This window comes from Rhodobacteraceae bacterium S2214 (assembly GCA_025141675.1).
Classification (GTDB): domain Bacteria; phylum Pseudomonadota; class Alphaproteobacteria; order Rhodobacterales; family Rhodobacteraceae; genus Yoonia.
Map to the genome: position 1 here is coordinate 476670 of CP081161.1, position 15127 is coordinate 491796.

The 15127-nt window shown below is 56.1% G+C and carries 6 protein-coding genes; 5 read left to right on the top strand and 1 reads right to left on the bottom strand.

Annotated features, from left to right (window positions below; all coding sequences use genetic code 11):
* The first annotated feature begins 10 nt into the window (after positions 1 to 10).
* Positions 11 to 3115 (top strand): AAA family ATPase, encoded by a 3105-nt coding sequence (locus K3729_02195; protein UWQ99629.1) that lies wholly within the window; start codon positions 11 to 13, stop codon positions 3113 to 3115.
* On the opposite strand, the gene K3729_02200 is transcribed toward K3729_02195, so the two are convergent.
* Positions 3104 to 3565, bottom strand: a complete 462-nt coding sequence (locus K3729_02200) for an Lrp/AsnC family transcriptional regulator (GenBank protein UWQ99630.1) — start codon at positions 3563 to 3565, stop codon at positions 3104 to 3106. The genes K3729_02195 and K3729_02200 overlap by 12 nt on opposite strands.
* 129 nt (positions 3566 to 3694) lie before the next feature.
* Between K3729_02200 and hppD the strand changes: the two genes are divergently transcribed.
* From hppD to K3729_02220, 4 genes are all read left to right on the top strand, one after another.
* Positions 3695 to 4789 (top strand): 4-hydroxyphenylpyruvate dioxygenase, encoded by a 1095-nt coding sequence (gene hppD, locus K3729_02205; GenBank protein ID UWQ99631.1) that lies wholly within the window; start codon positions 3695 to 3697, stop codon positions 4787 to 4789.
* A gap of 85 nt (positions 4790 to 4874) precedes the next feature.
* Positions 4875 to 5846 (top strand): aldehyde dehydrogenase, encoded by a 972-nt coding sequence (locus K3729_02210; protein ID UWQ99632.1) that lies wholly within the window; start codon positions 4875 to 4877, stop codon positions 5844 to 5846.
* Between the two features lie 16 nt (positions 5847 to 5862).
* The gene (locus tag K3729_02215; GenBank protein UWQ99633.1) at positions 5863 to 6354 is read left to right on the top strand and encodes a cupin domain-containing protein; all 492 of its coding nucleotides are present in this window, start codon (positions 5863 to 5865) and stop codon (positions 6352 to 6354) included.
* 606 nt (positions 6355 to 6960) lie between these two features.
* Entirely contained in the window at positions 6961 to 15021 is an 8061-nt protein-coding gene (locus K3729_02220; GenBank protein UWQ99634.1) for a tandem-95 repeat protein, read from the top strand.
* The last annotated feature ends 106 nt before the right edge of the window (positions 15022 to 15127 follow it).

Genomic DNA, 15127 nt, shown 5'->3' on the forward strand with positions numbered 1-15127 from the left:
TGGTGAAATCGTGACGGATCCCCTTGGCGAAAAGCGGTGGACGGCCATGCTGGCGGTCGACATGGTCGACTTCACCCGGATCCTGCAACAGCTTGGGGATGAACGGGTTTTTGCGCTGCTAGAACACGTTCTTGCCATGGCCAAAGCCCAAGTGACGGCCCACGGCGGTCAGGTGATCGATACGGCGGGCGATGGGTTTTTGGCTGCATTTGGCGCGCCACGCGCGCTTGAAAACGCCAGCCTTCAGGCCTGTAAAGCAGCATGGGCATTCCAGCAGGGCATTGCGGGCGATGTTGATGTGCTTCACGCGAAATTTGGTGTCGCCCCCCAATTTCGCAGCGGCATTGCGGGCGGGAATGTCATGGTGATCAAAGGGCGTGATCAGGATGTCAAAGTTGTTGGCGATTCCGTCAATCTGGCCGCCAGATTACAGGCCATCGCAGACCCCGGCTGCATCGTGCTGTCCGAAGACATCCGACGGGAAACCGACGGATTTTTACGGACCTCGGATCTGGGGCCGCAACCTGTGAAAGGTTATCGGGTTGCTGTCCTTGTTCATCAAATGGATGGCGTCACGGCACCCCGATCACGATTTGAAGGCGCGCGCCACAGTGCGGCACCCGCATTTGTTAGTCGCGAGGTCGAGCTTGATCAAATCCTTGATGCGCAGTCGTCTGCCGGCATTTCCGCGATCATCGGCCCGCCTGGCATAGGCAAATCAAGATTGTTGTTTGAAGTCATCGGGCGGATGAAAGACAGGCCCGTCTTTGTCGGACAATGCGCTCCAATGGGGCAGGTCGGGTTTGCACCGATATATGACATTATTCGTCAAGCCAGCTCTGTTGGGGCTGAGCCAGATTTTACCGTCGCGCTGGATGCGCTGCATAAATCTCAGCCCGAGATTTGCGATCCCGCATTGATCGCTCAGGCAATCCAACCAAAGGATGATCATACCGATCCGCTGACGCGTGTTTTGCAGGAACGCGATGCGCTTATGGCAATTTTGCGCGGGTTGTCTCGATTGAATGGCGCCGTGTTTGTGATCGAAGATGTGCATTGGATTGATACGGCGACACATGATCTGATCGGATTGCTCAAGGACGATCCTGTCCCGTTGATCGCCACAAGCAGACCCACACATCTGCCAGTTTGGATTGATCCGAATGCGCCGACCACCTTCAACCTGCAACCGTTGAAGCAGGCTGATATCCGCAGCATCGTTGAGACGGGGTTTGCGCGCGCCATTTCGCCAGCAATGGCAGATGATATTGCGCAAAAATCTGAAGGAAATCCGTTGATCGCTGTCGAAATTGCGCGCGCGTTGCGTCAGGGTGATGCGTTGCATGATGGCCCCGACGGACTAGAGATCAAGGGCGACTGCCATGACTATCTGACTGGTAACTTGCAACAGATGGTACTGAGCCGCGTTGATCGTCTACCTGAAAACCAGAAGGCGATGTTGCAAGTGGCTGCTGCAATCGGGCGAGACTTTCCAACTGATATTCTAAATGCGGCGACTGAGCGGGACGATTGCACAAGTGACTTGGATCAAATGGTTGGATTGGTCGAAGCAACATCCGGCGGCGGTTGGCGTTTTGCGCATGCCTTGATCCGGGATGCGGTTTACGCGGGGCTGTTGACGGGCGCGAAGGCAGACATTCATCACCGCATTGCAATCGCGATTGAACAAAGCCCGACAAAGCTGACGGAACGTATCAGTCAGCTTGCTTATCACTTTGTGCAGGCAGGTGTCCCGCCCAGGGCCGTTCATTACCTGATCAAATCCGCAAAGCTTCAATTGGCGACATACGCTTTGGAAGAGGCGGACCAAAACCTCGAACAAGCCATGCAAATGATAGAGGCGGACCCAACCGTTATTGATGACATGGCGCTGGGCGAAATGGCTGCGACATGGTTTCACGTGTTGGATATTTCGGTGCAGCACAATCGGTCCCGCGCGATCGCAACGCGGATTTTTCCGCGGTTGGAGAAGGCCGGATATACGCCGGATCTGGGCAAAGCGCGGACGTCGCATGCAATGGCCCTGACGCATCTGCGCGATTATGAAACCGCGCTAAAGCTGGCGAAAACGACACTAACTGACGCGGGCATAGCGGGTGATGCGGTGGGGGCTGCGTGGGCCAAGGTTGTCCTGATGCGGATCTATGAAGAAACGAACTGGGAACCGCTTGAAAATGTCGAACGGCTAGCGGCCGAAGTGGAACCCGTTGCCGTTGCTGCGGGTGACCGGTTTCTGGCGATGACTGCTCTCTATCTGTTGTCGTCGATTTACCGGTCTTCGGGGCGGCGCGTGCGCGCGCTTGCGGTGGCGGATACAATTGCGGATGCTGCGCGGACCCAAAATGATCGTCGTGCTTTGTCTTTCGCCCAATGGTCGCGCGCGCTGGTCTACACGGTCGAAGGCAATCCTGAGGCGACATACCGCGCGGTGAAAGTAAGCATGCGTGACGCCATTCCGGGCACGGCGGACTACTACGCATCGACGTGTATCGAAGTATTCGCGCACAGCTTTATGTATCCCGTTGCTGATGTGCGGAAGCGGTTGCGCCCTTTGCGGGCGCGTGTTTGGGAATTAGGTGATTACAACCTGATCCATTCCCTCGATTGGATCGAAGTCGTGTTGGCAGTCAAGAATGGTAATCTTTCCTTGGGCTGGCGGTTGATCAATGCCCTGATCAAAGACGTGGACGCGAAGGGCAATATCAACCTGATCCGGCAGACCTATATCCTGAGGTCAGAAATTTTGTTGGCCATTGCGGGTTTGATCGATCCTGACGCAGAAGCCCCAGAAGGCCGTCCTGTCTTTGCCAAAGACAAACCGGGCATCGCGGACATTGCTCTTTTTGTGCAACTCAAGCTGACCGCAAAGCGCCGTGCGGCTGCCGATTTGAAGACCTTCACGACAAACCTAGGTGGCCCAAGAGGTGCGCATTTTGCGCGCGCCCAGATCGGATTGGGCCTGATTGCCTTGTCAAACCGTGAACATAAGCGTGCTGAAACGCTACTGAAAGAGGGTCTTGAGATTGCGACCGCCGAAGGGATGGCCGTGCTCATGACGCGCGCCGAAGATGCGTTGCATAAACTACACGGGTAGGGCGCTTGCGTCCTTGAGGTCTTCCATCACAATTTGGCTGTGCACCCGCCCGATTGACGGATGCGGCAAAAGCACGTCTTGGGTGAACCTGTTTAATGCCGGAAGGTCGGCGCAATAGACCCGCAGCAAGTAATCGGCGTCGCCGGTCATGGTCCACGCGCCTGTAATCTCGCGCCGCGTTTTGATCAGCCTGAGAAACGATGCGTGGGTTTCTTTCGTGTGGGCGTCAGTTTGAACTTGGATAAATGCCTGAACCGTCAGGCCGATTTTGACGGCATCGACCTTGCAAACCGTGCCAGTGATGTAGCCGTCTTCTTCAAGGCGTTGCCGCCTGCGGCTGATTTGAGATGCCGACAAGTTCAAGGTTTGGGACAGCTTTGCAGCAGATGTCTGCGCATCGGCTTGCAGCAAGGCAAGCAAATGTTCGTCTGTTTGGTCAAGTGGTCTCATGCGTCATTCATGCGTGATTTTACAAATATGCGCAAGATTGACGTGCATTCTCAGATCCAATCTAGAAATTCGCGCCCTTGCCGCACCCTTCGTGCGATACGGTGGTGAAAAGCAAATATGGAGTTTCCAATGGGTCCGTTTCCACACGACGCGCCACGCGCCACAATCACCGATGAAAATCCTGCAGGGACTGACGGATTTGAGTTCGTTGAATTCGCCCACGAAGACCCCGAACAACTGCGCGTGTTGTTCACCAAAATGGGTTACACGCATACGGCTACGCATAAATTCAAAGCTGTCGAACTTTGGCAGCAGGGCGACATCACGTATGTGATCAATAACGCAGCTGGTACGCATGGCATGGATTTTGTGACCGAACACGGTCCTTGCGCCCCTTCCATGGGTTGGCGTGTCGTGAACGCCCAACATGCATTCGATCATGCCGTGAAAATGGGTGCCGAACCTTATGTAGGCGACGGCAAAATCATGGATGTCCCCGCGATCAAAGGGATCGGTGGGTCACTGCTGTACTTCATTGAAGATTACTATGACACGAACCCGTACAATGCCGAATTCGACTGGGTGTCTGATGCGCATCCCGAAGGCGTTGGTTTTCACTACCTCGATCACCTGACGCACAATGTGCATAAGGGGAACATGGACGTTTGGTTCAAATTCTACGGCGATTTGTTCAATTTCCGCGAAATTCGGTTCTTTGATATCTCTGGCAAGCATTCGGGTCTGATGAGCCGCGCTCTGACGTCACCTTGTGGTCGTATCCGTATCCCGATCAACGAAGACCGCGGCGAAACCGGTCAGATTGTCGAATACCTGAAGCGCTACAATGGCGAAGGTATACAGCACATCGCCGTAGGTGCCCGCGATCTGTACGCCGCTACTGACGAGATTTCAGAGCGCGGGATCAAGTTTATGCCAGCCCCGCCGCCTACCTATTACGATCTTTCGAAGGAACGCGTCGGCGGTCACCAAGAACCGCTTGATCGGATGCGCAAGCACGGCATTCTGATTGACGGTGAAGGTGTGCTCGACGGCGGTGAAACCCGCATCCTATTGCAGATTTTCTCGAAGACTGTGATTGGCCCGATCTTCTTTGAATTCATCCAGCGCAAAGGCGACGATGGCTTTGGCGAGGGTAATTTTAAGGCCTTGTTCGAAAGCATCGAGGCGGATCAGATCGCACGGGGTGTGCTGAAAGCCAGTTAGGCGGATTGTATCTGGTACGCGAAACCGCTTGTGAACGGCCAAGGTGCGATGCAGCTTGGCCGTAATTCATGTGGGGACGGTGCGGATGACGCGTATCTTTATCAATGGCTTGGGTCGTATTGGACGGACCGTATTGCGGGCATGGGCATATGGTGCTGTTCCAGAAGTCGAGGTTGTTGGCGTCAATGATCTATGCGCGCCGGACCTATGCGCGCACCTGTTCGAATACGATAGTATCTTTGGTCCGTTCCGTGGGGATGTCGCGCTACAAGACGGTGCCCTTGTCATCAACGGCAAGCCAATCCCACTGCACACTACCGATGATCTCAGCACGCTTGACCTGACCGGCGTCGATGTGGCGATGGAATGTACAGGCACCGCAGGAACGGTCGCCGTCGCATCACGTGGTTTGAAAGCGGGCGCATCGCGTGTCCTGATTTCCGGCCCATCCGACGCCGCAGATGTGACGCTTGTTCTGGATGCGAACGACCATCTGTTGACGGATCAAAAGATTGTCTCAAACGCGTCATGTACGACAAACGCTTTGGCGCCTCTGGTCAAGCTGATCGACGACACTTGGGGTCTGAAAACAGGCTGGATGACAACGATCCATTGCTACACTGGTAGCCAGCCCACAATTGATGCGCCGCGCGGGGATTTCGGGCGCAGCAGGGCTGCATCCCTGTCGATGGTGCCGACAACAACTTCGGCGCATCGCTTGCTGGATCAGGTTCTGCCGCAAACCGCTGGCCGCGTCGAAGGGGCGGCAGTTCGGGTGCCTGTGGCGTCTGTGTCAGCCGTTGATCTGACCGTGACAGTCGACGCAAAAGTCGCCCTTGATGATGTGCAAGCCGTGCTTTCCCAGCAATCCGGTATCATTGGATCAACCGACAAACACCTCGTATCCACAGACCTGCGGGCGCGCCCAGAAAGCCTGATCGTCGCCTTGCCGGAAACACGCGTGACCCAAGGGGGGCTTGTCCGGATTTACGGCTGGTATGATAACGAATGGGGCTTTTCGAACCGTATGCTCGAAATGGCTGCTCGCATGGGGTGATCACAGGGGACCGACAATGGATGATAGCAATTACGTGCTCAAGGCTGATGACATCGAAAAGATGGAAGGTCTGCAGAAGACCCATTTCCTGAACCCGAATGCGCAGCGGATCAATAAATCTCTGGGTGACCTCACAGGGCTGACTGGGTTCGGGTTTCATATCATTTCGGTCGAACCGCGGTGCGAGACAACAGAACACCACGTCCATCATCATGAAGACGAATGTGTTTACGTGCTGGCGGGCACCGCAACAGCCTATATCGGCGACGAAGCGCACGAAATCGGTCCTGGTGATTTCATAGGCTATCGCAAGGGTGGCCTCGCACATTCGATCAAGAACACTGGAACCGAGACGTTTCAATGCATTGTTGTCGGGCAACGGCTGCCGCACGACGTTGGGGATTACACGCGTCTGGGTAAGCGTATTTATCGCAACGAAGGCCTGTCTTGGAACCTCGTTGATCACGGCGATATCGGGCTGACAACTGCAGGTGCCAAGATCAAGTAAGGGGTGATTCGGGGTCTTTATCAGCGACGATTCAGAGATATATTGTCTACGCAGCGTGCCCAATAGACTGCCCTTTGGTGCATTGTTTTGGAAAATCACTTGAACATGCCGAATAATTTGTCATGCCATTGCTCGAATAAGGCAGAAAGCAGCGTGGTGCTGTTGTTGCTAAAGGTGAAACAATGACTGGGTGTCGGGGAGCTTGCGTCTGAAGTTCCCCCTATAATTCTGGCAATAATCCCGGATAATTGTGTCGCTTTGGTTTACAGTGTGTCGCGCTTCGTGGATGGGCAGAGGTCAACAAACAAGCGATTGTCGAAAATCGCCACATTGAGACAGATTTGGGGCGGTTTTTCTTTGGTGACGTTTGGATGGTGACCTAAAGTGGTGAAAGCTTGGCAGCAGGCTGACGGTTGTTGGGGCAATCGTGCATCCCTCGAATCTGAGGGATGCGAAGAATGATGGTGTCTGTGGTAGTGGCCTGTTTCACGGGTGTATCCGGATGAATGGAATTGTAGCTGATGGCAGTTATGTCGTCAGGGTGTGGCTGGACGTTACGACAAGCGTTGAATGGTACGGCTTATTAGAGCCTTAGGAGAATGAGTTATGACGAAGACGATTGATTTTAATGATCTATCTGGTGGTACGATTGTTGATAATGAGTACCAGTCTGCGGGTGTGACTATTCAGGCTTGGACGGCTGGTGGTGTTGGAAATCGGGCGATGATTTTTGACACGTCGAACCCGACGGGTGGTGATTACGATCTTGCGACGTCGAACTTGGGCAATGCTTTGATTGTGTCGGAGGATGGCGACAGCCACGATCCGGATGATGCGATTGGCGGGACATTCCGGTTCCGTTTTGCGGATGGCGCTGATCTGAAGTCTCTGACTTTCCTTGATAACGAAGAAGGTGCGACGGTTCGTTTCTACAATGAACATGGTCAGCTGATTGCGACACGTCAGATCCCGACGACGGGTGACAATGGTCAGTACATTGCGACGTTTGATGTTGAAGGCGTTTATACGATGGACGTGCAGCTGCACGGGTCGGGCGCTGTTGATAATCTGGTTTATGATGACATTGGTCCTGATCTGGACGGCACGGTTGAAGGCACGGCTGGCAACGATGTGATTGACGTGAACTACGACGGTGACCCGGATGGTGACCGTGTGGACAATAACGATGCTATTTTGGCAGGCGACGTGGGCGACGACGATTTGATTGTTGCGGGCGCTGGCGATGATCTGGTCAAAGCCGGGAACGGTGATGATCTGGTGTTTGGTGGCACAGGTCACGACACGCTGATGGGCGAAGACGGTGATGATACGCTGTGTGGTCAGGACGGCGACGATGTGCTGTTTGGCGGCAATGGCGACGACATCCTTGAGGGGATGAACAACAACGATCTGCTTTACGGTGATGCGGGCAACGACGACCTGTATGGGGACGCGGGCACGGACACGCTGTTTGGCGGGTCAGGCGATGACCTTCTGAAGGGCGGCGCGGGCAACGATATTCTCGTTGGCGATGGTGCGGATACTGCAGGCACGACAGAATTCCTGATCGATTGGGATCAGTTGGGATCTGACGGCAACCAGACGCTGACGGTTGATGGCCAGTCTGTGAACGTCAGCGTGGGCACGCCACAAAGTGCGGGCGGCAAAGAATGGTTCGTCGAGAACGGCATGCTCAAAGCGTGGGACGTGACAGAACCGACCACAGCGGACATGCATTTTGACACCGAAGTCTCGAACGTATCGTTCACGCTTTTGGACGTGGATGCGCTTGATAAGATTACGATTATGGCGAAGGACGCACAGGGCAACCTTGTTGAGGTCCAGTTCGAAGATACGGGCGTTCACACAGTGAACGGCAACATGATTATTGGGTCCCAGACGAATGCTGCGGGCCCGGGTGCAGATAACAACGGCCAGGATGTTGAAGTGACCATTGCAGGTCCGATCCAGCATCTTTGGATTGTTCTGGATGACGGTCCGGAGCGGGATTATTCCGGCACGGTTGCAGTCACAGACATCACGTTTGAAATCCCTGCGATTGCAGACGGTGTTGACGGCAACGATGTCCTGATGGGCGGCGCAGGTGATGATGTGCTGCTGGGCAATGGCGGCAACGACAACCTTGACGGCGGTATCGGCAACGACACGCTGGAAGGTGGCGACGGCGATGACCGTTTGTTTGGCAACGACGGCGACGACACCCAGTTTGGCGGCGCGGGCAACGACGTATTGGGCGGTGCTGATCGCGGCAACGACGTGTTCTACGGCGGCGACGGCGACGACATGGTTGAAGCCTCTTACGGCAACGACACGATCTACGGCGATGCGGGCAATGATAACCTGTGGGCGTCTGCGGATAACGATCTTGTTTACGGCGGCACAGGCGACGATAGCGTCTACGGCGGCCACGGTCAGGACACGGTTTACGGTGACGCGGGCAACGACACGCTTTCCGGCGGATCAAATGACGACACAGTTTACGGCGGATCCGGCAACGACGTGATCGAAGGCGACGCGCTGTATAAAGACGATACCGGTGCGGCTGGTAATGACGAACTTTACGGCGGTGCGGGCGACGACACCATCAACGGCGGCGCAGGCGATGACCTGATCTGCGGTGATGATGAAGACGGGGCCACGGGCCGCGTTGATCAGCTGACACTGCAGTGGACCGAAGCTTTGCCAGCGGGCACGGCCCTTGGTGCGACGCAGACGGTTGCGGTTGACGGCATGAACGTCACGATCGGTTTTGCGCAAGAAGACGAAGGTGCGACAGCCGACGTTGAAAACACAGCGATGTATGTGGAAGCGGGCGAAGCGTTTGATCCGAACTCCGGTTTGCACCTGCACGGTCTGGGCGGCGAGGGCGGTGTTGATAACACGTCCACCACGACACTGAGCTTTGCATCAAATGATGCAGCGTACGGCGACGAAGTGCAGGACGTGTCTTTCCGGATCAACGACATTGATAACGGGACTGATGCGGACGACCACATCGATATCGTGACAGTGCGGGCCTATAACGCGGCTGGCGAAGAGATTGCGGTCACGATCACAGCTGAATCCGGTGCGCAGATCATCAACGGCAACACAGTGACGGGTGGTGTTGAGCACACAGATGGCGTGACACCAGCGGCACAGGCCGGATCGGTTCTGTTTGAAATCGCAGGCCCTGTTGCGCGGATCGAGATTGATTACGACAACGGCGAGACGACAGATCAGCGCGTTGACGTGTCTGACATCAACTTCTTCACAACCGCATCCGAGGGCACATCCGAGGCTGGCAACGACGTTCTGAACGGGGACGCCGGCGATGATGTGATCTACGGCAAAGGTGGTGACGATGTCATCACGGGTGGTACTGGCGCAGATGAAATCTATGGCGGCGACGACGCGGATACGATCATTGGCGGTGCCGGTGATGTGGTCGATGGTGGTGCAGGCGGCGACGATAACGACGTGCTTGACCTGACGGGTCAGGGATCGTTCATCCTGACAGGTCCGGACGGCACAGGTAGCCCGATCCCTGATAGCAACGGCAATGGCCTTGATGGTCAGGTTGTGTTTGTGGACGCCGATGGCAACCCAACAGGCGAGACGATCTCCTTCACCGAAATCGAAGAGATTGTGGGTGATGAGGTCACGAACTTTGACCCTGATGCGCTGGATGATGTTGTTGATGCAACCGAAGACGGTGTGTCCGATCTGGGCAACGTGCTGGACAACGACACGGACGCAAATGCGGGCGACACGCTGACAGTGGGTGCTGTGAACGGGGACGAGACACTTGTCGGCACACCTGTTGAAGGGTCTGACGGCGGTCTTGTCACAATCAACCCGGACGGGACTGCATCCTTTGATCCAAACGGCGACTTTGAGGCGCTTGGGGAAGGTGAAACAGCTACAACAACAGTGACGTACACGGTTGATGACGGCAACGGCGGCACCGACACGGCGACTGTGACCATCACAGTGACCGGTACAAACGATGCGCCAGATGCGACGGCGGATGTTTACACACAAGATCAAGACGCAGACGGTAGCCCTGCGATTGGCAATGTCATCGGTGACAACACAGGTGCGGGCCAAGACAGCGATCCTGAAGGTGACACGATCCGTGTGACGTCTGTGACGAACGGCACAGACAGCGCTGATATCACAGATCCATTTGGTGCCTTTGGCCAGGGTGTGACTGTTGCGGGCGACAATGGTGGTCTGGTGACGATCAACAACGGCGGCAACATCTACTTTGATGCCAATGGTGAGTTTGACGCATTGGGTGAAGGCGACACAGCCACCACCACAGTGACTTACACACTGACAGACGAGAACGGTGCGACTGATACGGCGACTGTGACGATCACTGTCACGGGTACAAACGATGACCCTGTTGCGGTAGCTGACACGGGTGACGCGACTGAAGACGGTGTGACCGATCTGGACAACGTGCTGGGGAATGACACGGACGTTGACGGCGACGATCTGACGGTTGGTGCGGTGAACGGCGATGAGGCACTTGTTGGCACGCCTGTAGCGGGCGACAATGGCGGTCTGGTCACGATCAACGAGGATGGCACAGCCAGCTTTGATCCAAACGGTGACTTTGAAGCATTGGGTGAAGGCGAAACAGCCGAGACCACAGTGACTTACACTGTGACGGATCCATCAGGGGCCACATCAACCACTACGGTGACTGTGACAGTGACTGGCGTGAATGATGCGCCAAATGCTGTGGATAGCGCTTATGTGGTCTCGCAGGATGAAACATCCGGCGATGTGGATGCCAATGCGATCACTGACGATACAGGTGAAGGCGCGGACAGCGATCCTGAAGGCGATGATCTGACAGTTGTGCGTGTGGACAACCAGACTGGTAACGTGGGCAACGCGGTTGCTGGCGACAATGGTGGTCTGTTCACTGTGAACGCAGACGGGTCTGTGGACTTTGATGCCAACGGCGAGTTTGACGATCTGGGCGCGGGCGAAGACGCGACCACAACGATCACTTACACCATCGCAGACGAGAACGGTCTGGAAGACACAGCGACTGTGACCTTTACGGTGACTGGATCGAACGACGGTCCTGTGGCCGTGGCGGACGATCTGACAGCGGGTGAAGATGATCCTGCGGGCGTGATCGGCAATGTGCTGGACAACGACTCTGATCCGGATGGTGATCCGCTGACAGTGGGTGCGGTGAACGGCGATGAAACGCTTGTTGGCACACCTGTTGACGGCTCTGACGGTGGCTTGGTCACGATCAATCCGGACGGCACGGTTACATTCGATCCGAATGGCGACTTTGACGATCTGGGTGAGGGTGAAGAGGCCACAACAACGGTCACGTACACTGTGACCGATCCATCCGGTGCAACATCCACAGAAACTGTGACGATCACAGTGACGGGGACAAATGACGCGCCAGTGGCTGTGGCGGATACGGACACAACCGATCAGGACACTGTCATCGATCTGGACAACGTCTTGGGCAACGACAGCGATCCGGAAGGCGATGACCTGACGGTTGGCGCGGTCAACGGTGATGAGACCCTTGTCGGGGCACCTGTTGCAGGTGACAACGGCGGTCTGGTCACGATCAACGCCGATGGCACTGCCAGCTTCGATCCAAACGGCGACTTTGATGATCTGGGTGCAGGCGAAACCGCTGACACCACAGTGACCTACACCGTCACGGATGAAAACGGTGCGACAGACAGCACAACAGTGACTGTCACAGTGACGGGTACAAACGACGGCCCAACAGCAGTCGCGGATACGTTTGACGCTAATGAGGACGACGTGACCGATCTGGGCAACGTGCTGGACAACGACAGTGATCCGGACGGTGATCCGCTGACGGTTGGTGCGGTGAACGGGGATGAAACCCTTGTTGGCACACCTGTGGACGGCTCAAACGGTGGCTTGGTTACAATCAACCCAGATGGCAGCATCAGCTTTGATCCAAACGGCGACTTTGAAGACCTTGCCCCGGGTGAAACTGCTGAGACCACTGTCACATACACCGTGACTGACCCGTCAGGTGCGACATCCACGGAAACTGTGACCATCACAGTGAACGGCGTGAACGACGGCCCTGATGCGACAGACAACGCCTATGTGGTGTCCTTGACAGAGACTGCGGGCGATGTGGACGGAAACGTCATTACGGGTGACACTGGTAACGGTGTGGACAGCGATCCGGAAGGCGACGCCCTGACGGTTGTGGCGGTTGACGGTGACGCGGCCAACGTTGGCAACGTGGTTGCGGGCGATAATGGCGGCACATTCACGATCAACGCTGACGGGACTGTGGACTTTGACGCAGGCGACGACTTTGACGATCTGGGTCTGGGGGCGACACGCGACACGTCTGTCACCTACACGATCGTTGATGAAAACGGTGCGACAGACACGGCAAACGTGACCTTCACAGTGACCGGCATCAATGACGGGACAGTCCAAGGCACCGATGGTAACGATGTGATCAACCCGAACATTCCTTATGTGGATGCGGATGGTGACATCGTTGATGCCGGCGACGGTATCTTGCCGGGTGACGAAGGCACAGACAACGACGTGATCGAAGGCTTTGGTGGCGATGACGTGATCTCGGCGGGTGCCGGGTCGGATGATGTGTTTGGCGGTGACGGCAACGACACGATCAATGGCAACCAAGGCGACGACAACCTGTTCGGCGGTCAAGGCGAAGACACCATCAACGGTGGTCTTGGCAACGACACCATCAACGGTGGTGCGGACGACGATCAGCTGAACGGCCAGGATGGTGACGACACCATCGCGGGTGGTGCAGGCAACGACAACATCAATGGCGGTGCAGGTGACGATGAGCTGCGCGGTGGGTCAGGCAATGACATCATCGAAGGCTCTGAGGGTGAAGACACCTTGTTCGGTGGCACAGGTGACGACGATCTCTGGGGAGGCCAGGATGATGACACCGTCATCGGTGGTGCCGGCAATGATACTGTGGCCGGTGAAACTGGCGACGATGAATTGCACGGCGGCCTTGGCGACGACACGTTCTTTGGCGGTGCAGGCAACGATGTGATCGAAGACCGTGAAGGCAGCGACACAGTCGATGCAGGCGACGGCGACGACATCATCAACGTGGGCTCGACCCAAGGGGATGAAGCGCCAGACGTGGGCTATCCGGAGCAGCCATCTGCGACGATCCCGGGTCTTGTGTTCCCGGGCTATGATGCGGACGAGGATCCAAACGACGACAAAGACTTTGTCGACGGCGGGGCTGGCAACGACATCATCAACACAGGTGATGACGACGACAGCATCATCGGTGGGTCCGGCAACGACACGATCAACGCAGGCTTTGACGACGATACTGTTGACGGCGGCACAGGCGATGACTTCATCGAAGGTGGCGAAGGCAACGACGTGATCGAAGGCGGTGCGGGCGACGACACCATCTACGGTGGTCTCGAAGATCCACTGGCCGATGCGGTCAGCTTCCCGGATGACGAACCGGACGCCGCGGGCTTCCAGGATCTTGTTCCTGAGAACAACGGGGACACGATCTTTGGCGGTGACGGCAACGATACGATCTTCGGCCAAGACGACGATGACACGCTGTTTGGTGGCGCTGGCAACGACGTGCTGGACGGCGGCGTGGACGACGACCTTCTGGTTGGCGGCGACGGCGACGATGTTTTGATCGGTGGTCAGGGCAACGACAGCATCGATGGCGGAACTGGCGAAGACACGATCTTTGGCGGTGCCGGCAACGACGACCTCGAAGGTGGTCTGGGCAACGACACGATCGACGGTGGTGAGGGTGAAGACCTGATCTACGGTGGTGAGGGTGTTGATGACCTGTCCGGTGGCACAGGCTCGGACACATTCTTCGGCGGTAACGGCGGTGATGTGGTCACGGGTGGCGAAGACGCTGATGGCCAGGACATCGATGTCCTCGACCTGACTGGGTCGAACGTTGACCGGATCGATTACGTAGACGGCGACCCGGAAGCAGGTACGGTGACGTTCCTCGACGGGTCCACGATGACCTTCTCGGAAATCGAAAACGTCATCCCGTGCTTCACACCGGGCACATTGATCGCGACACCAAAAGGCGAGCGTCTGGTCGAAGAACTGCAAGTCGGCGACCGGATCATCACCCGCGACAATGGCATCCAGGAAATCGCATGGATGGGCCACAAGCCGATGTCAGGCCAGCAGCTGGTGCAAAACCCGCACCTGCAGCCTGTTCTGATCAAGGCAGGGGCACTGGGCCACGGTCTGCCGGAACGTGACATGATGGTGTCACCAAACCACCGCGTGCTTGTGTCGTCAGACAAAACGCAGCTGTACTTCGAAGAAAGCGAAGTGCTGGCTGCAGCCAAGCACATGGTCGGCGCGGAAGGCATCCACACGGTCAACGTGATGCAGACAACTTACGTGCACTTCATGTTTGAGCGGCACGAAGTGGTGCTGTCAAACGGGGCATGGACGGAAAGCTTCCAGCCAGGGGACTATTCCTTGAAAGGTATCGGCAACAGCCAGCGGAACGAAATCTTCGATCTCTTCCCTGAACTGCAGTCCAAAACCGGCCTGGAAAACTACCAGTCAGCACGCAAAGCGCTCAAAAAACACGAAGCAAAACTCCTGCTCAAATAAGCGCAAAAACAAAAAACACAAAAACAACGCCCGCTGGATACAAAAAAACAGCGGGCGTTGGCACGTGGGAAGTGATGTTAACCATACGTTAAGTAAGATTTTCCTA

Excerpts from the sequence above, each read along its gene's own strand:
- K3729_02200 (UWQ99630.1), bottom strand. The coding sequence starts at position 3,565 with ATGAGACCACTTGACCAAACAGACGAACATTTGCTTGCCTTGCTGCAA.
- hppD (UWQ99631.1), top strand. The coding sequence starts at position 3,695 with ATGGGTCCGTTTCCACACGACGCGCCACGCGCCACAATCACCGATGAA.
- K3729_02210 (UWQ99632.1), top strand. The coding sequence starts at position 4,875 with ATGACGCGTATCTTTATCAATGGCTTGGGTCGTATTGGACGGACCGTA.
- K3729_02215 (UWQ99633.1), top strand. The coding sequence starts at position 5,863 with ATGGATGATAGCAATTACGTGCTCAAGGCTGATGACATCGAAAAGATG.
- K3729_02220 (UWQ99634.1), top strand. The coding sequence starts at position 6,961 with ATGACGAAGACGATTGATTTTAATGATCTATCTGGTGGTACGATTGTT.